We start from the raw sequence: 21,014 nt of genomic DNA on the forward strand, positions 1-21,014 counted from the left end.
CGTGGAAAGTTACGTTGAAACGTGGAATATTCCCACCTGGTTGAAACGCTTATAGTTGAGGCTCGCACGGTAGAAGATTCTGAATTCGTGGAATCATCTTCACAGGTTATGCGCGGTTGCCTACCTTCGTTGACGCTCCCGAAGCCCGTCGCTATACTTCAAAGGCTTTTTTGTCTGCATACGCAGCATAGACGTGCCACGCCAGGAGGATCACCATGAAGCGTACGTACCAGCCCAATAAGAGGAAGCGTGCCAAGTGCCACGGCTTCCTTTCCCGCATGTCCACGAAGAACGGCCGTAAGGTGCTCGCCCGTCGTCGCGCCAAGGGCCGCAAGCGCCTGACCGTCTCCGACGAGAAGTGCAACGTCAGCCACACCCGATAGCGATGGGCGCTGTCATTAAATCGAGCGCCCAGATCTCCGATGTATTTGCATCGGGGGCGCGATTTAATGGGAGAAACCTCAGCATCATAACCAAAGAGTATGGCGAGACGCAACGCGACCAGGCCGGTCGCGTTGCGTTTATTGCGGGCAAGAAGTTGGGGTGCGCCGTTGTGCGCAACCGGAGCAAGCGGGTCTTGCGGGCAGTTGCCCGTGAGGCCGGCTTGCCTGCGGTTGGGTATGACGTCGTTCTCGTAGCGAACGCCCGCACACGCTCGGCGGATCATGAAGAGGTTGCTGCCAACCTGGGGAGCTTGCTCAAGAAGGCTCACGTGCGATGAAAGCCGCGATACGTCGGCTCATCAACGTGCCCCGATGGCTTCTGTTGTGCCTCATCAACTTCTACCGTTCCTGTATATCCCCGCGGTTTCCTTCCTGCTGCCGCTATATCCCCACGTGCTCGCAGTACGCTGTTATCGCAATCGAGCGGTTTGGGGCTGTGCGTGGTGGCTGGCTTGCGTTTCGGCGCATTTTGCGATGCCACCCGTTCTGCGAAGGAGGATATGACCCGGTGCCCGACCATCTCGGGTCAGGGAGGGGAGGATCGGCACACTGATCGTTGCCTTGCGTCTGGGGTGCCTGCCGTAGGATGCGGCCGGCGTGTAATCGATTGAGTTCCTTACGACTGTTCTCGGAGGACCCATGTGGGATTGGATTATCAACGCCCTCGCCGTGTGCATCGGCTTCTTTGAGGGCTTTGTTGGCGACTGGGGCCTGGCTATCATCTTGCTCACGGTCATCGTGCGCCTACTTCTTCTGCCGCTTACGTTCAAGCAGATGAAGTCCATGGCGGAGATGCAGGTCGTGCAGCCCCTGCTTCAAGAGATTCAAACCAAGTACGCGGATGATCCTCAGCGTCTCAACGAAGAGATGATGAAGTTTTATTCCGAGCATAAGTTCAACCCTTTGTCGGGCTGTCTGCCGATGCTCATCCAGATGCCCATCTTCTTCGCGCTGTTCAGTGTGTTGAGGAACCTGGGCGAGATGTTCCCGGAGGGCGCCCCGTTCGCATTCTACGGTATTCTGCCTGATCTTACGACGTCGACATCCGTGCTTTTTGGTAGCGGCGACATCCTGGGCGCCATCCCGTATCTCATCTTCACCGTCCTGTTCAGCGCCCTGACGTTCATCCCGATGCTCATGCAGAAGCAGTCGAACAGCATGACAAAGGGCATGGGTGCCGTCATGGCCGTCATGATGCTGTTCGTTGGCTGGTCCTCTCCCGCCGGCGTTGTGTTGTACTGGGTTACGTCGAGCCTGTGGGCGTGCGTCCAGCAGTTCATCATCTTCAAGAAGAAGGACGCCGAGGTCGAGGAGGAGCGCGAGAAGGAGATCGCGACGAAGCCCGTCGAGGTCAATGTCGTGCGTCGCGAGCACAAGCCCCGTCCTCGCAAGAAGGGCTAACAAGCTGTCGAAAGGCTGTGTGTGGGGCCGGCGTGCCGAATGGTGTGCCGGCCCCTTTTCGTAGACGAGGGTGCACTGATGCGTGCTGTTCGGGTATGCTGTATCAGCGCGGTGCGCGCCGCTGCCATCCATCAGGATTCACGAGGTGAGAGACGTATGTCGAGCGAAGAGTTGAACGAGGACGTTCAGGAGATGGCGGGGCCGGAGGCTGTTGCTGCCTCCCTTGTCGAGGGGGAGCAGAGCGACGCTGGCGTGCCTGAGGAGTATGCCGAGATCGCCCGTAAGGTGTCTGCTGGCGAGTCTCTGACTGACGACGAGCTTGACCAGGTTGCTGACGCGGGCATTGCCATTCTGCGTACGCTGCTGTCGTACTTTGATGCCGAGAATGCAACGATCGATGAGTATGACAGCGATGCTGGACAGCTCATCTTCAACGTGACGGGTGAAGATCTCGGCATCTTGATTGGTTATCACGGCAAGGTGCTCGACTCTTTTAAGTTTATGTTCTCCACGCTGCTCAACAACGAGTTGGGCTTCCGTTTCCCGGCGACTGTTGACATCGAGGGATATGAGAACCGACGCCTCTCGAAGCTCGAAAACCTGGCGAAGTCCGCTGCGCGCAAGGCTGTGCAGCGCGGTTCTGAGGTTCGTCTGCACCCCATGAAGCCGTATGAGCGGCGTATCGTCCACCTTGTTCTCCGGAACGACCGTCGCGTTACGACGCACTCCGAGGGGTCTGAGCCCAATCGCTGCGTTGTTGTTGTGCCAGCCAAGTAGGCGCGGCTGTTTCATAAGAGACATGCTTTTGAGGGGTGCCTGCGGGCACCCTTTTTTATTGTTGCCGACCAGCGCATGCTGCTCTTACCGGTAAGATATGTGGACTAGGAGAACGGATCATTCTCTGGGATTCATTTAAGGCGCCTGCGTTTTATCGATATTTTTTCCTGAACTCCGTGAACCAAGGATTTCTGTCAGAAAGCGAAGTGCGATATGGCTACAACGTGTGACATCAACACTCTCGAGGAGATGGCAGCGGATTTCTCCATCTCACTGGACGACGCAGCGTCTGCTCGCTTATTGGAATTCCTTGATCTCATGTTGGCCAAGAATGAAGTTCTCAATCTGACAGCCATTCGTGATCGCGACAAGGGGATTGTCCTTCATCTGCTAGACTCCCTGCTCTTCATGAAAGGTGCGGGGGCTGATGATGCAGGTGTGCTTCAGTTCAAGGGGTCTTTCGTTGACATGGGGTGTGGCGGTGGCTTTCCCGGTATTCCGCTTGCTCTCGCTAACCCTGACCTCAAGGGCCTGCTTTGCGACTCTGTCAAGAAAAAAGTAGCTGCTGTTGACGAGTTTATCGATAAGCTCGAATTGGGTGATCGGCTTTCTACCTCCTCAGAGCGTCTTGAGATCCTTCCTCAGGTGTATGGGGAAAAGTTTGACTATGCGTTTGCTCGAGCCCTTGCTCCTCTTCCCGTGCTTATCGAGTATGCTTCCCCGCTGTTGAAACGCGATGGACGTCTTATCGTTTCAAAGGGCGTTCCTGATCACGAGGAGCTACGCTCTGGCCAACAGGCTGCCAAGCTCGCAGGAATGCAACGCATTGAGACGATGGAGCTTGAACTTCCCGGCGACTATGGTCGCAGGACGCTTCTTGTCTATGGCAAAATGGGAAAGCCGTCTGTTCGTCTACCGCGAGCAGTGGGGTATGCCCTCAAACATCCCCTTGCATGATGTTTCACGTGAAACATCTCAGGGATCGTTGGCTCATTGTTTCACGTGAAACATCTGAAGAAGGGAAGAGGGGTCGATGGGCAAAACGGAGAAGAAACGCAAACTGCCCGACCAAGAGACGCGCGTTATCGCTATCATGAATCAAAAGGGCGGAGTCGGAAAGTCGACGACTGCTGTCAATCTGGCAGCTGCCCTCGGAGAGAAGAAATACAAGGTACTCGTTGTTGACTTCGATCCTCAGGGAAACGCGACGTCAGGTTTTGGCATCGATAAGAACGAGATAGAGCTCAGCATTTACGATGCGATTCTCAACGACGCAGACCCTGAGCAGGTTGTTCAGCCGACGAGTAACGCCTATGTGAGCATGCTTCCGGCGACGATTCAGCTTGCGGGTGCGGAAATCGAGCTGGTCTCGGTTGTTGCCCGCGAGATGCGACTTAAAGAAGTCGTTGATAAGATAAAAGACGCCTACGACTTTGTGTTCGTAGATTGTCCTCCGTCGCTTGGCATCCTGACAATGAATGCTCTGGCAGCAAGCAAGGAGCTCCTTATCCCCATTCAGTGTGAGTACTACGCTCTTGAGGGGGTGGCCAAGCTTCTTGAATCGATGAAGATGGTAAAGACGCGGCTTAATCCCAATCTTGATGTCTTGGGCATTCTTATGACGATGTATGACTCTCGTACATCGCTTTCAAAGCAGGTCGTCACGGAAGTGAGCAACTACTTTGGCGATCAGATGTTTAAGACCGTCATTCCCCGTAACGTCAGACTCAGCGAGGCTCCGAGCTTTGGACAGTCAATCTTTGAGTATGACGACCATAGCAAGGGGGCTAAAGCATATCGCGAGCTGGCCAAGGAGGTACTGAACCGTGGCTAGGAAGCTTGGTGGCCTTGGCAAGGGGCTTCAGTCGATTGCGACTGAGACAGCGCGTGAGGCAAACATGCAGGAACTTGGCGATCAACCTCAGATCCTGTCACTGTCTCTCTTGCATCGTAACGAGAAGCAGCCTCGAGTTTTCTTCAATGAGGAGGAGCTTCAGGAGCTTGCGGACTCCATAGCTCAGGTTGGCGTTCTGCAGCCTCTTTTGGTTCGTCCTGACATAAAGGGCAAGGGTTTTGAGATCATTGCGGGCGAGCGCCGATTCCAGGCTGCAGGACGTGCGGGTCTTACCGAGGTGCCCGTCATCATCAAAGAGATCGATGATGCGAAAAGCCTTGAGCTTGCCCTCATAGAGAACATTCAGCGAAGCAACCTCAATGCTATTGAAGAAGCGCGCACATATCGTCAAATCATTGATCAGACAGGCATGACGCAGGAAGATCTTGCAAAGCGTCTTGCCAAGTCTCGCGTTAGCATCACGAATGCCTTGCGCCTTCTTGACCTTCCGGATGAGGTCCAGCACCTTGTGTTCGAGGGAAAGCTGACTGCGGGCCATGCGCGTACGATTCTGGCTGTGCCCAGCGAAGAGATGCGCATCAAGCTGGCACATAAGGTTGCAGATGAGCATCTTTCTGTGCGTCAGACAGAGTCTCTCGTCGCTCTTTTTTCCGTCGAGCAAGCTAACAAGACGCCACGAGCGGTGCTGCCGTCGAGTTTTAAGCGAGCGGCTCGACGTTTGCGAGAGGATCTAGATACAAACGTCAAGATCAAGCAGGTTCGCGGCAAATACAAGATCGAGATCGATTTTGCTGACGAGGAAGAGCTCGCTCGACTTCTCGGAGTGATTGGTTCTGGTCCACGAGTCTCGTAGAGGATGGACTACTATATAGGCAAGAGTGTGACGAGCCAGGGGAGGTCTGATATGAAGAAGGGCTTCTTTGCAGCGTGCATGCTTTCGATTGCGGCATCGGCTGCCGTTGTTGTCTATGCGTATCGAACGGACGAGCGGGTGCGTGAGACAGTTGATACTGCAATGAAGAGCGTTGGCGAGCTTGTTGGTGTAATCAAGGAGCGTGTGCAGGATAAGAAGCAAGAGGACGTGCTCAAAGAACAGGAGGAGACCCACCGCAATCAGGCATGGGCGGATCAGCAGTGGGAAGCTTTGGGGATTTAGCTTCAAAAACGGCCTCACAGAATGCGTTCTGAGGCACGAAAAGCAAGACATGCTCATATTGGTGCTAAAAGAGAAAAATGAAGCCTCCTACGCCATTTGGTGAGGAGGCTTCATTTTGTCTGGTACGTTTTCGGCCAAAAGGCAAGGGCATCGGCCTACTTAGCGACCTTCTGCTTTAGCTGGCCACAGGCAGCGTCGATATCTGCGCCGCGAGAGTCACGAACGGTTGCCTCAACGCCAACTCGCTCAAGAGCAACCTTGAAGTCTTGGAGACGCTCGGGAGTGGAAGGCTTGATAGGGCTGCCGGGTACATCGTTGAGCTGGATGAGGTTGACGTGACAAAGCGTGCGGCGCGTGAAGTCAACAAGGGCCTCAAGCTCCGTACGACCATCGTTGATGCCAGCCATGAGAGCGTACTCGTAAGTAGGGCGGCGTCCCGTAGCATCAGCATAGGATATGATGGAGTCGCGCAGACGCTCAAGCGGATACTTGCGAACGCCAGGCATGATCTCGTCACGCGTTTCCTGTACGGCAGAGTGCAGGGAGATGGCAAGTGTGAACTGCTCGGGCTCTGCAGCAAAGCGGCGAATGGCAGGAAGGATGCCAGCCGTCGAAACCGTGATGTGACGTGCCCCGATACCCATGCAGTCGCTTGCGTTCATGATGCGCATGGCCTCGAGCGTTGCATCGTAGTTGAGGAACGGCTCACCCTGACCCATCAAGACGACGTTCGTGACGCGCTGGCCAAAGTCCTGTGCGATGATGCTGACCTGATCGGCGATCTCGCCGCAGCCGAGGCTCCTCGTGTAGCCACCACGGCCCGTCGCGCAGAAAGCGCAGCGAAGCGGGCAGCCAGCCTGAGTTGAGACGCAGGCACTGAGACGCGTCTTGCTGGGCATGCCGACGGCCTCGACCGTCGCTCCATCTGCAAGGCGGAGTAGGTACTTGCGCGTGCCGTCGCTTGAGATTTGCTTTTTGATGATAGTGGGGTAGAGAAGAGGACACTTCTCCGCCAGCTCCGAACGAAGGGCGAGGGAGAGGTTGGTCATCTCGTCATAGGTGGAGACGCCCTTTTGATACAGCCATTGGATGAGCTGCTCAGAGCGGTAAGCAGGCTGACCGAGCTCTTGCATAAACTCGGAGATTTCTGCCCGTGAGAGCGCCTTAATGCCAATGGTCTCCCGTGTGGCTCGTTCCATATCAGCTGCCTTCCCCATCCTCATCGCTTTTAGGCGGTTTCCCCAGAAGAACTATGCATGTAGAAATAACAGGTTACAATACGTCCCGGTTATATTCCACCATGTCACAGGATACCTGCCTGTGAGGAAAATGTCATTCTGCGAAGAGCGTGCGAGGGAAAATGTCGGCAAAGGTTCCAAACACAGCCGTTCCGTCTGTTCGTGATCAGTGGCCTGTTCAGCGATCCCAGGGTGTGTCGGTGCGAGGTGACTCTGCCGGTCAGGGTGCTCACCGGGCAGAGCATTTTGCGGCGTCAGATCGTCAGGGGCGAATGTCTGTGCACATGAGCAGTGAGGCTCGTGCTTACAGTCGTTATGCGAACGCAACCCGCTATGCGTCCGGATGCGAGCGGGATGAGATGGCTGGCGTTCTGTCGGATGGTGGAATGAGCGGAGCCTATGAGGGCGCAGTCTCTTCAACGGAAAGTACGTCATTCCCTATGTGATATACGGGGTTGTTGCCCTGCTGCTTGAGATTGCGTGGTTTGTTTGGGTGAAAGCCACGGTGGCAGGCTCTGTCATGGGGGAGCCGCTCCATTTTTCGATCGGTGTAATATTACTTGCCGCTGTGTTAGTTGTGGGCGCGATCCTCTCGGTTGTCGTGGGGCTCGTTTCTCGCGCCCGTCTTGAACTGAGCACGTTTGATGCGCTTGCGGTGTCGATGGGAAAGACCGCAATCGGTATGGGTGCTTTCGTTGTCGTTTGGGTGGTGCTGATGTTCTTGGCTGCCTAGCCATGGGGCCGGATGTTTCACGTGAAACATTGCACGAAAAGAGCCTCGCATCTTTTGGGATGCGAGGCTCTTTTTAAACGCTGCGTACGGCTCGAAGCGTATGACGATGGTCTAGATGTGGCTGCGAGCAGCAATGACGATGTCCTCGCACGCTTTGGGATCGAAGCGATCCTGATCCTTACCCTCGCCGTCGGCAATAGAGAGGGCGATGAGGTCGCCGCGCGTAAGCTTGCGTCCCTCGTCACGCTTCTTGCGGTAGAACTCAACTTTCTTGGCCATAGGGCCCTCGCCAATCGTATCTTGACGACGAAGGCCGCCGGGGAGGGCCTGGAAGAAGACCTGCTCCTCTAGGAAGTCGGGGATGTTGCGAGTCTTGAGGTCGCGCAAGATGTCCGGTGTGACCGAGGAGAGGCCCACGGAGAAGACGATGAGCGTCTGGTCGCCCAGGTACTCGTTACCGTCAATCAGTCCCTGGATGCCATCGATCTTGTTGTGATGCAGGCCACCACCATAGATGACGACGGGATAGCAGGACACTCGAAAGAGGTTCGCCTTCTGCGCGGGCTTGATGTCGTAGTTGAGCTCCTCGGCAAGGTATTCGGCATAGCGCTTCGTGAAGCCGGTGCGAGACGAGTAGACGATGATTCCGTCTTTGGCCATAAAGCGTCCCTTTCAAAACGAGAGTGAGAAACGTAGGGGAGTTTTACCCCATCACGCATTTCCAGATACCAAAGGCTATGGCAATGACGAGGACGAGCAGGACAACCGTAAGGGCGATTCGACAGCCGGGCTTACGCTCAAGGGCGCTGAGGGCAAGCTTATCAGCGGCGGAGCGCTTACGCTTGAATACGACGGTGCCGGAGCCTCTCTTTGTGGAGATGGGCAGGGGCTCTCCGTCTTCGCCCTGCCAGGCGCCGTTGGACTCGATGACCTGGTCGTACGAAGTGCCCGTGAGCGTGAGGCGCGGACGCTTTCCGGCAGCCAGTGCCTCGGAGGTGTGCTGGGTGTATGCCTCGAGAGCGGCCTGCTCCTTCGTCTGGGACTCCTTGACGTTGAAGCACTGGTACACGATCTCGCCGTGGAACATCTTGTCAGCTTCGGCGTAATAGACAAGGGAGAGCCAGCAGCGGCACGTCCAGCCGTTTTCAAGCGTATTGCGCAGGGCGAGCCGGTTTTTGGGTTTCACGACGCCAATGGAGTTGCCCTGTGAGCTCAGAATGCGAAACTCGCTAGACTCGGCATCGGTTGTCAGCGTGACGGGCATGCCGATCATGCACTCGTTTGAGGCGAGACGCTCGCTCTCTTCCTTCGTGACCTTTTCGATGGTGAGATAACCGCCGATATACACATCAACTTTGCTCATATGAAAGAACAGCCCCCTTGCACGTTTGGGAGGGTGACGACCCTTCCGATATAGGCGCGCTATGGCCTCGCGGCGAAACGAAAGACAGAATACCACGCCACACCCGGTGCACGCTGATGCGGTTGCTTTCTGTGGCCGGAGGAGCGGCGACGTCGATGGTCTGGTGTACGTTGCTTTGGCGCTCCCAGGAAGAGGGGTCGGTGGCCCTGCGATGCCCGTGGTACCATGGCACGATACGCGAGCTCGCAAGGAGGATATGGCAGCTATGGTGACGACTGACGAAGAGGCACCCAAGGGTTTTGAAGGCTACTTCGCTGACAAGCAAGACCCCGAGAATCGCGAAGGCCTCGTCATGAACTGCGTCACGCTGAGCCAAATGGCGTCCTCCGAGATCGCCGAGCTCGACGAGCTTCGTCAGCGCGCGCTTGACAACTACGAGGCAACTACGGGCAAGGAGGCCATGCGTCTTCCCATCAACGAGGAGCTTGAGCTGGCGCCCGAGGGGTCGACGTCGTCTGACAAGCTTATCTTCCGTGCGTATAAGGATGGCTCTCTCGTTGCCTATGCTCACGTGCTGTGCGGATGGCCTTGCGCCAACGAGTGGACGGTCGAACAGCTGCTGCTCGATCCGACACACCGACTCCAGGGTATCGGCAGCAAGCTGATCGACGCGATTGAGCAGCTCGCCCGCACGGCCGAGGTGAGGGCGACGTCCATTCTCTCGCTGCCGACGCGCGATGGGGCGGAGTCGTTCTGGCGTCACCTGGGTTACCAGGATCGCACGGCCGAGCTTGCGTCCCAGCTTGGCGGCTCTGTCGTAACCGTGATGCGCAAGGAGCTCTAGCGTCCCTATGGCCGACACATCTCTCTCCGGCTCGCTCGGGCGTGATGCCGCGTCGTCGGCTTCCGATGCGCTGCGAGCTCTGATTGCCCCCGGTACCGACCAGGACATTGTCGAGCGGTATCTCTCCCTTTCCGATAGGGCGGCTCACTGCGACTTCGGCCTACTTGAGGACGACGTCATCGTTCTCGACACCGAGACGACGGGGCTCGACTTCAAGACGTGCGAGCTCATCGAGATCGCTGCGGCTCGTTTGCGCGGGCGCGAGATCGTAGACTCGTTTGACGTGTTTGTTCGGCCGTCGAGTCCCATTCCAGCGGAGATCGTGCAGCTGACGCACATTACAAACGACATGGTTGCCGATGCCCCGATGCCGGCCGAGGCCATGGCTGCCTTTGAGGAGTTCATCGGGGACGCACCGCTCATCGCACACAACGTGACGTTTGATCGTCACTTTTTGGAAAAGGCGGCTGGTCACAAGGTTGGAGAGGCGTGGGTCGACTCCCTGGAACTCTCTCGCATCGCGCTGCCGTGCCTGACGAGCCACAAGCTGGCGGATCTGTCGAGGGCGTTCAACCTTGTGCACTCGACGCATCGCGCTGACGCGGACGTTGAGGCGACGTGCGGCCTGTGGCGCGTGCTTCTCACGGCAACGTCGGATTTGCCGGCGGGGCTGCTCAACTACCTCGCCAACCTCTATCCAGAGACGCCCTGGTCATATCGCCCCATATTCGCCCAGCTTGCTGCGGCCTATCCCGATATGCCGTTCTCCCTTGTTGACGAGCGGGCGACGCGTTGTGCCCACCAGGAGCTGTCGGCCCGCATAGACGCGCGCGTGCTGGGCGAGCAGGGGATGCTGCGCTTTCCTGAGCCTGGAGAGGTGGCTCACGAGTACCGGCACGACGGCATCGTGGGGCGCATGTACGAGGGGTATGAGCCCCGCGAAGAGCAGGTCACGATGGCTCGCGAAGTCACGCATGCCTTCTCGCACGCGAAACACGCGGCCATCGAGGCGGGGACGGGAGTCGGCAAGTCCATGGCATATCTGCTGCCGGCCGCCCTGCTCGCCCAGCGCAACGGCGTGACCGTTGGCGTTGCAACGAAGTCGAACGCTCTGACGGATCAGCTTATCCGCCACGAGTTGCCGCTGCTCTCCTCATGCCTGGAAAAGCCACTGTCGTACGTGGCACTTAAGGGTTATGACAACTATCCATGCCTGCGCAAGGTTGAGCGCCTGGCTCGCCTGGGTTCGAAGCGCCGTCGTGAGCCTGTCGCTGTCGAGCAGGGCGAGGCTGCTCCCGACGCGGAAGTGGAGACGCCGGCGGGCCTTCCTGCCCCGAGCGAGGATCTGCTCAATGCCATCGCTGCTATCTTCTCGTTTGCGACGCAGAGCGCCCAGGGCGATCTCAACTCTCTCGGCATCCGTTGGGGCAAGGTTCGTCGCCCCGACCTCTCGTCGACGTCCGCCGAGTGCCAGAAGCGCCGTTGTCCATATTTTCCGAATCGCTGTTTCTTGCACGGGGCGCGACGCCGAGCTGCCGCATCGGACATCGTCGTCACGAATCACTCGCTGCTGTTCCGCGCCGTCGCCTCTGACGTGGACATCCTGCCTCCCATCCGATACTGGGTCGTGGACGAGGCCCACGCTGTCGAGAGCGAGGCCCGTCGCCAGTGGGCGCTTCACGTGAACTCGCGCGAGGTCGCAGCGGGCTTCGAGAAGCTGGGCTCCATGGGGTCGGGTGCTATCGGGGCTCTTGCTAAGGAGGCGCAAGGGTGCTCTGGTGCCACGCTCATGCTGGGAGCGCTGTCGCGCACAGCATCGGAGGCGAGCCGAGCTCTTGTGACGTCGACGGCTTTCTTTGATGACGTGCGGCGCATGGCTCCCAAGCAGGGACGCCGCGGAGGCTATGACGCCGAGACGATCTGGCTGAGCCCCGACGTGCGCAAGGGGGAGCCGTTCGCGGCTGTCGAGGAGTCAGGCCGTGCGTTTCTCGAGCGCCTCGACAAGACGGTCAAGCAGGGGCAGGACAGCGTGAAGGCCCTGTCAGAGGAGGCGTCATCCGGGCGAAATCCCACGCTGGCCGAGCGCTTGGACGACCTGTCGGCGGCGGTTGGCACGCTGCGCGACGTCAGGGACGCGCTGCAGCTCACGCTGGATGGGACGGACGACCGCTACGTGTACTCGGTCGGCATAGACCGGCGCACGGGCTTTGAGAGCTACGAGGTCACGGCAGAGCTGCTGGGCGTGGGCCAGGAGATCGCACGCCGCTGGTATCCCGAGACGGAGAGCGTCGTCTATGCGTCGGCGACCATCGCGGTGGGCGACGAGTTCACGCACTTTAATCACGAGGTAGGCTTCGACACACTCGGCAGCGGAGCCTACGATACGCTGCGCCTCAACTCGAGCTACGACTTCGAGCACAACATGAGCGTGCTCGTGGCCCGTGACATGCCCGACCCGCGAGAGCCTGCCTACCTTCCCGCGCTTGAACGCCTGCTCGTCGACGTGCATCTCGGCATGGGGGGGTCTGTCCTCACGCTGTTCACGAACCGTCGCGAGATGGAGCAGATGTACGAGCTTGTCGAGCCGGTACTCGCTCAGCGCGGTCAGATGCTGCTCTGTCAGAGCCGCGGCAGCAATGCGAGGTTTTTGCGAGAGAAGTTCATCGCCGAGGAGTCGAGCAGTCTGTTCGCGCTCAAGTCGTTCTGGGAGGGCTTTGATGCGGCCGGAACGACGCTGCGTTGTGTCGTGATACCCAAGCTGCCGTTCTCGCGGCCGACTGACCCCGTTTCGTGCGAGCGCGACGCTCGCGAGGAACGGGCCTGGTCACGCTACAGCCTGCCGGAGGCCGTGCTGGCCGTTAAACAGGCGGCTGGACGCCTTATTCGCACGTCGACGGACAGTGGATGCCTTGTAATGGCGGACGCGCGCCTGCTTTCGAAGGGATACGGCAAGGTATTCCTTGGGGCGCTTCCTAAGAAGGACTTTGACAAGGTGGCGTCCTGTGACATCCGCTCTGCGCTCGAAGCGTGGCGCACTCAAGATGATGAGCGGCGAAACGGTTCTGCCGATGTGAAAGAGGCCTCTTTGCGATAACTGATCGCAAACGGTCGATATATCGAGGTAAACGGCGGGAGCTTCTTTTACCGCTCGCCGACCACTTGAGAGTTCATGAAGAAATGGTATTGATTTCGCGAGTGTTTTGAGTAAACTGGCACTTAGCCTATGCATCGAGGGGGATGTAGACGCTAGTACTTCTGGGGAAGGCGCGGTCGACTGAGGGGTCGGCCGCGCCATTTTTTATGCGAGTCAGGCTTTTACCCCAACTGCCCCAGGAGATCTTGCGCAAGGGAGCTTACCTGGGTGCGTAGCTCAGGCGGATCGAGGGCTTCGACGCCGCCGAGCGTCGAGACAACCATGCGGGCGAGCCAAGGCTGATCCGGTATCCAGGGTATCGTTGCGATAAAGGCGCCGTCCTGCGCTTCCGCGCCGAGATGGGAGACCCAGGCCTCCGCTGTGCGCTCGTCAGCCGGACGCAATCCGCGCCACGGCTCGAGAGAGGCATCGCCCACGCATGCGGGATCGTGCACCGCAAGCGTTGCGAGCTGGGCGCCGTCGAGGAAGTCTGAGACAGGAGTAGGCCCTTGCGTTCCCCGTGCGTCGAGGGGGGATGCGAACGACTCCTCCGTCAGCGATGCCTCTGCGATACGGTCGACGCGAAACGTGCGCCACGCCTGAGCTTTGTGGCACCAGGCGGTGAGATACCAGGCTGTTTCCTCGAGATCATATGAGAGGGAGTACGGCTCCACCTCTCTCGTGTGGGGCTCCGCGTCAGTCAGGCTGCGATAGGAGAGCCGCACGACGAGATGCTCGACGATGGCCTGTGAGAGCACGCCGAGTATGTCAGACGTCCCCGCGATGGCTGCCTGCGTCTGCACGCCGCTGATGCGCTCCCTCGTCAGTGGGGGCAGGGCGTGCCCCAGCGCTTTGGCGAGCGGGTCGTCGCGATCGAACCCCATGGCATCCAAAGCGGTGAGCAGGGCCATGGCCTCGTGTGGCGTCAGGCCGATCGTGCGATCGATTGCCATATCCATGCGCAGGGGCGTTACCTCGTTGCGCTTGTCGTCATAGTCGATGAAGTAGCCAGGCATGCTCTCGCTGCAGATGTTGAGCAGCTCGATGCCGCGTTTGACGGCAGCGGGTTTCATACCGAGCTTGTCAGCCACGTCGTCAAGAGAGACGGGCGCACCAGCCCGCGTGGGGTCGGCGGGGGAGAGCTCGTTGACGAGGCGCATGATGGCGAGCATCTGGTCGATGATGGCGTGTGCTGCTGGTCTAGCCATGGATGCGTACCGTCCTTTCCAGACCGTCGCGCACGGCGCTGACGAGGCGTTCAGGCGAGATGGGAAGCAGCCCATTCGTGGAGAGCGCGTGGGTGGACCAGCGAGCGGCTTCCTCGACGTCGGATGCCTCGACTGTCCACGTGGCCCTGTCGTGCGAGGCCACATCTGTCTTGGCTATTTCCCACGAGCCGAGATCCTGGGTCAGCGCAGACCTCTCGCGATCCGTCATGCCGCGCGTGTCACGAAATGTTGCGATAAACGGCTCCTCGCCGTACTGGAACGGCAGGTGGCGGTAGTCGCTGAGGGAAAAATCGGCGGGGACGGCGTACGTTCGCCGAGTATCGATTGCGGGGGCCGGCTCGGTGGCGATGCGCCCAACGCGGAAGACGCGCACGCCGCGGCGACCCTCGTCAAAGCCGACGACGTAGGTGTGGGCCCGGTGCGTGAAGAGCCCGTAGACGGCGACGGTCCGGCGCGACGGTTCGCCGTGGGCGTTGACGTAGGAAAACTCAATGGGATGAGCGTGGGCATATGCGTCGCTGATGACATCGAGTGCGGGCTCGTTTGCACCGTCGCTCGTCGGGAGCCCGGCATGGGAAGACGCCGCTGGCGCGAGACCCGGTGCAGAGGCGTCCCCGTCGACCTCTACGCGCATCATGGTGGTGAGACGCAAGCGGGCTCGCTCGAGATCGTCCCGAAACGGCAGATCGGCCTGCTCACAGATGGCGAGCAGGTAGCTGAGTCGTAAGGCCTGCTCGCCGCTGAGCTGCACGGACTGCTCGGCACTGTAGGACAGGCCCGCGTCCAGGACGTAGCGCGGCTCCTGCTCCGCTTCTGACCCTGGGGCGATGGAGATGACGATTCCGACCTGCCCGAGCCGCGCGCGGGCCCGCTCAAAGCGCTTGCGTAGTGTGGCGTCACTTTCGGGGCGGTCGTCGATGAGTAGGGCCCCCGTATTCATGATCTGGCTGAGCGTGAGCCCCTGACGGCGACCGTCCAGCAGCAGGGCTAGGCTCACCGCAATGGCAGGCTCCTTGGCTTGCATCGAGTTTTCTCTCGCCACGCGTGTCTCCTTGCCGTGCGCGTTGTGTGTTCTCCAACTGGTGATGGCGGTGCAGCAACAGGAGGTTGAACTCTCGGCCGCACCCGTATTTACCTTGGAATAGGACACTCTCATTATGTCATGCTGTATAGTAATTCGTTTAGGTAAAGACACGTTCAAACAGCGATGCACGCGCATCGTTTCTTGAGACAGGAGGGCCGGGATGAGCACACCCAGGGCGGGTCGCCACTTTGCGCCCAGCGCAGGGGAAGGCGAACAGGGCGCGGCACGGGCACATCGCGCGCCTGAGATGAGCGCAGGGGCGCATGGAGAAGGGAATGCCTCCCTTGTTGCAGGGCCGGGCGAGGTCCCCCCTGCATCCGTGCCGCCTGTTGCAAGCGAGGGCAGGGGCTCTGGGGCTCCCATCAACCCGCTTGTTGCGGCGCGCGAGGCGGGTGCGGCTCGCGCTGAGGCAAGTGCGCCGCGCGCTGCTGACGAGCTGTTCGACATGAACAGCGTTGCCCCGGCTGCGGCAGCGGAGGGAACGGGCAAGTCGTTCGACACGTCGTTCAGCGATGGGCATAACGTTAAACGAACTGTCGTCATTGTGCTCATCGTCGTGGTCGTGCTTGCGGTTCTTGTCGTGGGCGGGTTCTTTTTCGTGCGCGGACAGGCCCAGGCCAAGGCCACGGACAACATCACGGCGGCTATCCAGCGTGTCAGTGACGCCGACGTCGTCATCACGCCGCTTGACGCCGCCATCGGCTCCGAGATATCGAGCGAGACTGTCTCGCAGGCCCTGACGGACGCCATGCTGTCGTCGACGACGGCATCCAATGCCCTGACGGACGCCGACAGCAGGGTGAGGGACGCCAACGACCAGCGTGCGCTGCTCACCGAGGAGCAGACGACGGTCATCGACGCCCTCAAGGGCTCCATCTCCGCTCGCCGTTCTATGCTCGAGATCGGTCGGACGCTGCTCGCCTCTGACGCGAAGGTGCTGAAGGCCCTCGAGAACCTCGACGCTGCCTATGCTTCCATCGAGGCTGCGAACGGCAAGGTCAAGCAGTCCGAGGACGCGTATACGGCCTATGCCGACGCTGTCGCACAGGACGGGGATCTCAGCGTCTTTGACCTGTGGGCTACTGTCGACGTGGATAACCAGGCTGTTGCGGACATCACGAACGCCCAGGCGTCTGTTGCTGCCGCCAAGGAGCAGTTCCCCGATGCCGACTACTCGGGGATCGAGAACTACCTCAACGCGCGCCTGGCGGAGTTGAACGTCATGGTCGCGTTCGACACGGCCGTGGCAAGCGGTGACCAGGACGGCGCAAACGGCATGATCGACCAGCTCAACCAGGCTGCTGCCACCTCTGAGCAAGCCGCCTCGTCCGTCCCGGGCACGTCGCGCGACCTCGTGAGGGCTGCGTACTCAGTCGTGACGTCGAGCCAGAGCGAGCAGTATGACGTCGCGCGCGACGCATGTGCCGAGAACGACGCGATCATCCGCGAGTATCTGGGGACGGACGATCTGGACGGTGTAACCCCGGGTATGGATGCCAGCTCGACTCAAGATGTGACGCCCACGCTCGACACGCCGTCCGCGACGTCCGACCCCGCTCCGACGGACGCCGTGAGCCAGGATGCTGCAGCGGCGTAGCCTTGGTGAATCTGCTCGGAGCACCTGTGCGGGGATTATACTGATCCTCTACGAGTCTCTCCTGTTTCATCCGAGGCGAGAGAGGCCGTCCCGATCGACTGACGACTTTGACGGAGGGGCCTTCCGATGGCTGACGCTTCCGATACCATGCACTACCTCGTAGACAAGTTCAACACGGCTCCCGCAGGCACGCGCGAAGAGGCCGAGATGGCAAAGGAGCTGTCCGAAGCCATCCACCTGCACGGGCTGCAGACGATCAACCAGGACTTCAGCTACCCGTTCCTGGGCAAGATCCCGCTTGCCGGGGCGCTGCTCCTCATGGCGCTCGCTGGCCTGCTCGCCGGTATCCACGCAACGGTCCTGACGGTCATCTGCCTCGTTTTGGGGCTGGCTGCTGCGGCGCTCTATGTGCTCGAGATGCGCGGCATCCACCTTCTGAAGAGCGTGGGTGAGCCGGGGTGCAGCCAGAACCTCATCGCGCGCCATCCCGCAGCGAGCGTCGCCCCCGGTCAGAAGTCCCGCCCGATCGTCGTCGTGGCGCACTATGACACGCCGCGCGCTGACATCATGGCGATCCCGCTGCTGCGCGGCCTCCAGCCCTACATGGAGCTCGCGACGTTCGTTGCCATGGTCGCCGAGCTCGTGACGATCGTCGTGGCGCTATTGCCCTTGCCCGTCGTCGTGAAGAGCGTGGCGTTCGCCAGCGCCATCGTCGCGGCGCTCGTGCTTGTGTGCCAGGGTGCGCGCATCCTCGTCAACCGCTTTGTCATGCCGTTCACGCGCGGCGCCAATGACAACATGTCCGGCGTCGCCGCCCTGCTCGGCCTGCTCTATCGCGTGCGTCCGGCCATCGACGGCTCCATGATCAGCGTCGAGGATGACGCTTCCGAGGCTGCGTATGGCGCGGAGGAGGGGTATGCCGAGGGCGTTGATGAGCCGCGCGAGCGTCGTTTTTCTCCGGAGGAGGAGCGCCTGCGTCTCAACCGTCGCGCCCAGCGCCTCGCTGCCCAGCCCGTACGCCGCGGTGCCGACGTGCTGCGGAGCCTTGGCATGGTCCCCGAGAGCTGCGCCATCGAGTACGAGTGCACCCCTGAGGCCGACTTGGGCGAGACGATTCTCAGCACGCCGGTCGATGCGCATACCGGGTTTGAGGCGCCGTCGGTGAGCGCCGTGCACGAGCGCGTTGCGGCTCCCGCGACCGATCCCGCTCCCGTCGCTGAGGTTGTCCCGGCCGAGCAGCCGTCGCTGTTCGAGGAGGGCGGGGAGTCTTCCGCTGCACCGAGTGCGCCTGCGGGTGCCACGATGGTGCTGACGCACGATCAGCTGGATGCGGCTCGCGCCACCCACGAAGCCTCGCGCGAGGCTGTGCCTTCCGAGCCGGTGTCAAGCGACCAGGTGCCCGACGTGCCTGAGCCTCCCAAGCCGTTCGACGTCATCACCGTGCACGACGAGCCCGATGCCGAGCTGGGCAAGACAGGCGTCACGCTGCCTCGCGACGTCGCCCAGCAGCAGGGCAACCTGCTCGATGACGACGAGGTACGCCGCGACTCCATCCTCAACAGTCCGACGTGGGGCACGACGAGCTTCTCGCCGGTCAGCGTGAACCAGAATCGCCGCATTCTCGAGGACGTGCCCGACCCCTCCGTTGCCGCTGTCGATCCGTTCAGCGTGACCAACGTCGAGACGATCGGCGACTACAACCCCGACGACTTCTCGGCCATGGACTTCGAGACGGGCACGCACGATAACGTGACCCCGGCGATGCTCGAGGACTATAAGCGCCGCACGACGTCCGGCTTTGACTTCGACGCGGCGGGCGGTTCGAGCAAGCGCTCTCGCGCCAAGAAGGGACGCGGGGCGACGGGGCGCATCAGCCGCCGTGCTGCTGAGATGGCCGCTCAGATGCAGGAGGAGTCCTTCTCTGACTGGCTGGGCGTCGACGAGGACTACGACGCCAAGAAGAATGGCGAGCAGATGGGGAGCTGGAGCAACTTTGCCGACGACGCGCCCAACGGCAGCGCCGCCCCGGCAGCTCCGGCCGACCCGTTCGACGACGGGTCTCAGCCCGACGCCGACGGCTTCTACCCCGACGCGCCCAACGGCAGCCAGCAGGGCGGTCGTCGCTGGCAGGGTGGCGCCGCGTCGGCGTCCTCGCGCCGCCGTGGAGCGGGTGCGACGCCGGAGCAGCAGGACGACGATCGCCGCGAGCTGCGCCAGGCTGCCATGCAGCTCGGCGACCGCGATCTCATCTCGCATGAGGTGTGGTTCGTGCTCACCGGTGCCTCCGAGGCCGACCATGCCGGTGCCCAGGCGTTCTTCGACGAGTACAGCAAGAAGCTCCGCGGGGCGTACGTCATCAACCTTGAGGCCGTCGGTGCCGGGCGCCAGTCGCTCGTCGTCGAGGAGGGCCTGGCCGGACATCGCAAGGCAAATCGCCGTCTCGTCAACCTGTTCGGCGAGTCCTCGCAGGCCATCGGCCGCCCGCTGGCGCTCGCTCGCATGCCATGGCGCGACACGGAGGCCACGACGGCGCTGCGCCAGGGCTTCCACGGTGTCACGGTGTGCGGCGTCGACAAGGGCTGTCCTGCCAACGCGCGCTGGACAGGTGACGTGCCCGAGGCGGTGGACCCCTCGATGATCGACGATGTCGTCGACATCATGGTTGAGGTCATCAAGCGCGCATAATCCTGGTGAGTGTGAGGCGCGGCGCCGCTCGTCGTTTTGCTGACGAGGGGCGCCGCGCTTTTTTGTAGGTAGGGTTTTGCGGGCCCGTGCAGGCTGGAGGCTGATCGTGAACATCATCGTGGTCGGGTACGGGCGCGTCGGCGCCGGCCTTACGAAGATTCTTGCCAACTCGGGGCACGCCGTCACGGTCGTCGATAGCAATCCTGAGGTCATCGACCATATCGATCCCGACTTCTCGGGGCATACGGTCGTGGGCACGGGCTTTGACGAGCGCGTGCTCGTACAGGCCGGCATTCGCGAGTGCGACGCGTTTGCGGCGGTCACGAGCTCGGACAACGTGAACCTGATGGCTTCGGAGGTCGCGCGGCGGCTCTATAACGTGCCGCACGTCATCACGCGCCTCGTGAACCCCTCGCGCCTGGACGTCTACCACCAGCTCGGACTCGACTTTGTGTGCGACACAGAGCTCGTCGCGGAGGAGATCTCGGCAAAGATCCGGTCCCGTCGCTCGAACCACATTGACACGCTGGGCGAGTACGAGGTCATGACGTTCTCGCTTGAGGCGCCTGCCGTCATGCAGGTGCGCGACCTTGAGGAGCTCGGCGAGATCGACGTCATACTGTACAGCCACAACGGGGCGGTTAGCAAAGCGACGCCGACGACCTACCTACACCCCGGCGATGCGGTCATGGCGGTTGTGCACGAGGGATCTCTGGCGGCGCTCGATCCCTATATGCGAGGCTAGGGGCGCGGGGACATAGGTCGGCGAAGGGATGCGAGCATGTACATCATCATCGGAGGCGGCGGCAAGGTCGGCGAGGTGCTTGCCCAGCAGATGATAAAGGCCGGCCACGAAGTCGTCGTTGTCGAGCAGGACGAAGAAACGGCTGACGTCCTGGCGAGCGAGCTGCGCGGCCGCAGCATGGTGATTCACGGCGACGCGTGCGACTCCTCCGTCATGGAAGACGCGGGTATGCGCGACGCCGACATATTCGTTGCGCTGATGGGTCACGACGACGACAACCTCGTTGCCTGCGAGATCGCCCGCACGCTGTTCAACCCGCCACGCATCATTGCCCGCGTCAACAACCCGCGCAACGAGCGCATCTTCTACAAGCTGGGCATCGAGGCCATCTCGAGCACAACCGTCATCGCGCGCATGATCGAAGAGGAGGCGCTGTCCTCCAAGATGCGCACGGTCATGTCGCTGCGTCACGGCGAGTTCTCGATGATGGAGATCGAGATTCCCCAATCCACGACGTTGAAGGCGGAGGGCGGCGTGCGCGTGAGCGACCTGACGCTGCCGCCGTCGACCATCCTCGTGGCCATGTCCGTTGGCGAGGAGTTCGACGTCGTGAACGGATCGACCGTGCTCGTGCCGGGGGCAAGCGTGCTGGTGTGCACGAAGTCGGCGCACGAGGACGAGGTGCGCAAACTGCTGCTCGACCTCTAGGGCGGCGAGGGTCTGCCAGCGCC

21 protein-coding genes are annotated in these 21,014 nt (G+C 60.7%); 16 read left to right on the forward strand and 5 right to left on the reverse strand.

The features are described 5' to 3' along the window. Window positions 1-215: 215 nt before the first annotated feature. The 9 genes from rpmH to KHZ24_07820 all read left to right on the forward strand — a co-directional run bounded on the left by rpmH (window position 216) and on the right by KHZ24_07820 (window position 5,632). On the forward strand, window positions 216-383 hold the full coding sequence (gene rpmH, locus KHZ24_07780; protein ID MBS5451092.1) for a 50S ribosomal protein L34: 168 nt from the start codon (window positions 216-218) through the stop codon (window positions 381-383). Between the two features lie 2 nt (window positions 384-385). Next, entirely contained in the window at window positions 386-721 is a 336-nt protein-coding gene (rnpA, locus tag KHZ24_07785; protein MBS5451093.1) for a ribonuclease P protein component, read from the forward strand. Continuing rightward, entirely contained in the window at window positions 718-996 is a 279-nt protein-coding gene (yidD, locus tag KHZ24_07790; GenBank protein ID MBS5451094.1) for a membrane protein insertion efficiency factor YidD, read from the forward strand. Before rnpA ends, yidD begins: the two co-directional genes overlap by 4 nt. Before the next feature lie 86 nt (window positions 997-1,082). Continuing rightward, complete coding sequence (locus KHZ24_07795) at window positions 1,083-1,844, forward strand: YidC/Oxa1 family membrane protein insertase (protein ID MBS5451095.1); 762 nt, start codon at window positions 1,083-1,085, stop codon at window positions 1,842-1,844. A gap of 192 nt (window positions 1,845-2,036) precedes the next feature. Continuing rightward, window positions 2,037-2,621, forward strand: coding sequence for a KH domain-containing protein (locus KHZ24_07800; GenBank protein MBS5451096.1), 585 nt, complete (start codon window positions 2,037-2,039; stop codon window positions 2,619-2,621). A gap of 213 nt (window positions 2,622-2,834) precedes the next feature. Continuing rightward, window positions 2,835-3,578: a 16S rRNA (guanine(527)-N(7))-methyltransferase RsmG gene (gene rsmG / locus KHZ24_07805; GenBank protein MBS5451097.1), complete on the forward strand. Its 744-nt coding sequence runs from the start codon at window positions 2,835-2,837 to the stop codon at window positions 3,576-3,578. A 76-nt stretch (window positions 3,579-3,654) separates the two neighbouring features. After that, on the forward strand, window positions 3,655-4,455 hold the full coding sequence (locus tag KHZ24_07810) for a ParA family protein (GenBank protein ID MBS5451098.1): 801 nt from the start codon (window positions 3,655-3,657) through the stop codon (window positions 4,453-4,455). A 64-nt stretch (window positions 4,456-4,519) separates the two neighbouring features. After that, window positions 4,520-5,329 (forward strand): ParB/RepB/Spo0J family partition protein, encoded by an 810-nt coding sequence (locus KHZ24_07815; protein MBS5451099.1) that lies wholly within the window; start codon window positions 4,520-4,522, stop codon window positions 5,327-5,329. A gap of 51 nt (window positions 5,330-5,380) precedes the next feature. After that, a complete protein-coding gene (locus KHZ24_07820; GenBank protein MBS5451100.1) occupies window positions 5,381-5,632 on the forward strand; it encodes a hypothetical protein in 252 nt (83 codons plus the stop codon). 155 nt (window positions 5,633-5,787) lie between these two features. On the opposite strand, the gene rlmN is transcribed toward KHZ24_07820, so the two are convergent. Then, the gene (gene rlmN / locus KHZ24_07825) at window positions 5,788-6,831 is read right to left on the reverse strand and encodes a 23S rRNA (adenine(2503)-C(2))-methyltransferase RlmN (GenBank protein ID MBS5451101.1); all 1,044 of its coding nucleotides are present in this window, start codon (window positions 6,829-6,831) and stop codon (window positions 5,788-5,790) included. A 559-nt stretch (window positions 6,832-7,390) separates the two neighbouring features. On the opposite strand from rlmN, the gene KHZ24_07830 reads away from it, so the two are divergent. Beyond that, entirely contained in the window at window positions 7,391-7,603 is a 213-nt protein-coding gene (locus tag KHZ24_07830) for a hypothetical protein (protein MBS5451102.1), read from the forward strand. Between the two features lie 111 nt (window positions 7,604-7,714). On the opposite strand, the gene KHZ24_07835 is transcribed toward KHZ24_07830, so the two are convergent. Both KHZ24_07835 and KHZ24_07840 read right to left on the reverse strand, forming a co-directional pair. Beyond that, window positions 7,715-8,263 carry a hypothetical protein gene (locus tag KHZ24_07835; GenBank protein MBS5451103.1) on the reverse strand — a complete coding sequence of 183 codons (549 nt, stop codon included), beginning with the start codon at window positions 8,261-8,263 and terminating at the stop codon, window positions 7,715-7,717. 43 nt (window positions 8,264-8,306) lie between these two features. Continuing rightward, a complete protein-coding gene (locus KHZ24_07840; protein MBS5451104.1) occupies window positions 8,307-8,966 on the reverse strand; it encodes a hypothetical protein in 660 nt (219 codons plus the stop codon). Between the two features lie 256 nt (window positions 8,967-9,222). On the opposite strand from KHZ24_07840, the gene KHZ24_07845 reads away from it, so the two are divergent. Both KHZ24_07845 and KHZ24_07850 read left to right on the forward strand, forming a co-directional pair. Further along, window positions 9,223-9,810 (forward strand): GNAT family N-acetyltransferase, encoded by a 588-nt coding sequence (locus tag KHZ24_07845; protein ID MBS5451105.1) that lies wholly within the window; start codon window positions 9,223-9,225, stop codon window positions 9,808-9,810. A 7-nt stretch (window positions 9,811-9,817) separates the two neighbouring features. Further along, window positions 9,818-12,904 (forward strand): DNA polymerase III subunit epsilon, encoded by a 3,087-nt coding sequence (locus tag KHZ24_07850; protein MBS5451106.1) that lies wholly within the window; start codon window positions 9,818-9,820, stop codon window positions 12,902-12,904. 221 nt (window positions 12,905-13,125) lie between these two features. Here the strand turns inward: KHZ24_07850 and KHZ24_07855 are convergent, their stop codons facing one another. Beyond that, a complete protein-coding gene (locus KHZ24_07855) occupies window positions 13,126-14,151 on the reverse strand; it encodes a WYL domain-containing protein (protein ID MBS5451107.1) in 1,026 nt (341 codons plus the stop codon). After that, window positions 14,144-15,214, reverse strand: coding sequence for a WYL domain-containing protein (locus KHZ24_07860; GenBank protein ID MBS5451108.1), 1,071 nt, complete (start codon window positions 15,212-15,214; stop codon window positions 14,144-14,146). Before KHZ24_07860 ends, KHZ24_07855 begins: the two co-directional genes overlap by 8 nt. A gap of 361 nt (window positions 15,215-15,575) precedes the next feature. Here KHZ24_07860 and KHZ24_07865 point away from each other — a divergent pair, with 361 nt between their 5' ends. From KHZ24_07865 to KHZ24_07880, 4 genes are all read left to right on the forward strand, one after another. Beyond that, entirely contained in the window at window positions 15,576-16,853 is a 1,278-nt protein-coding gene (locus tag KHZ24_07865) for a hypothetical protein (GenBank protein ID MBS5451109.1), read from the forward strand. A gap of 126 nt (window positions 16,854-16,979) precedes the next feature. Further along, window positions 16,980-19,538 (forward strand): M28 family peptidase, encoded by a 2,559-nt coding sequence (locus KHZ24_07870; GenBank protein MBS5451110.1) that lies wholly within the window; start codon window positions 16,980-16,982, stop codon window positions 19,536-19,538. A gap of 106 nt (window positions 19,539-19,644) precedes the next feature. Further along, window positions 19,645-20,283, forward strand: a complete 639-nt coding sequence (locus KHZ24_07875; protein ID MBS5451111.1) for a TrkA family potassium uptake protein — start codon at window positions 19,645-19,647, stop codon at window positions 20,281-20,283. A gap of 36 nt (window positions 20,284-20,319) precedes the next feature. Further along, window positions 20,320-20,991 carry a TrkA family potassium uptake protein gene (locus KHZ24_07880; protein ID MBS5451112.1) on the forward strand — a complete coding sequence of 224 codons (672 nt, stop codon included), beginning with the start codon at window positions 20,320-20,322 and terminating at the stop codon, window positions 20,989-20,991. The last annotated feature ends 23 nt before the right edge of the window (window positions 20,992-21,014 follow it).

It is taken from the genome of Coriobacteriia bacterium (assembly GCA_018368455.1).
Lineage (GTDB): Bacteria > Actinomycetota > Coriobacteriia > Coriobacteriales > UMGS124 > JAGZEG01.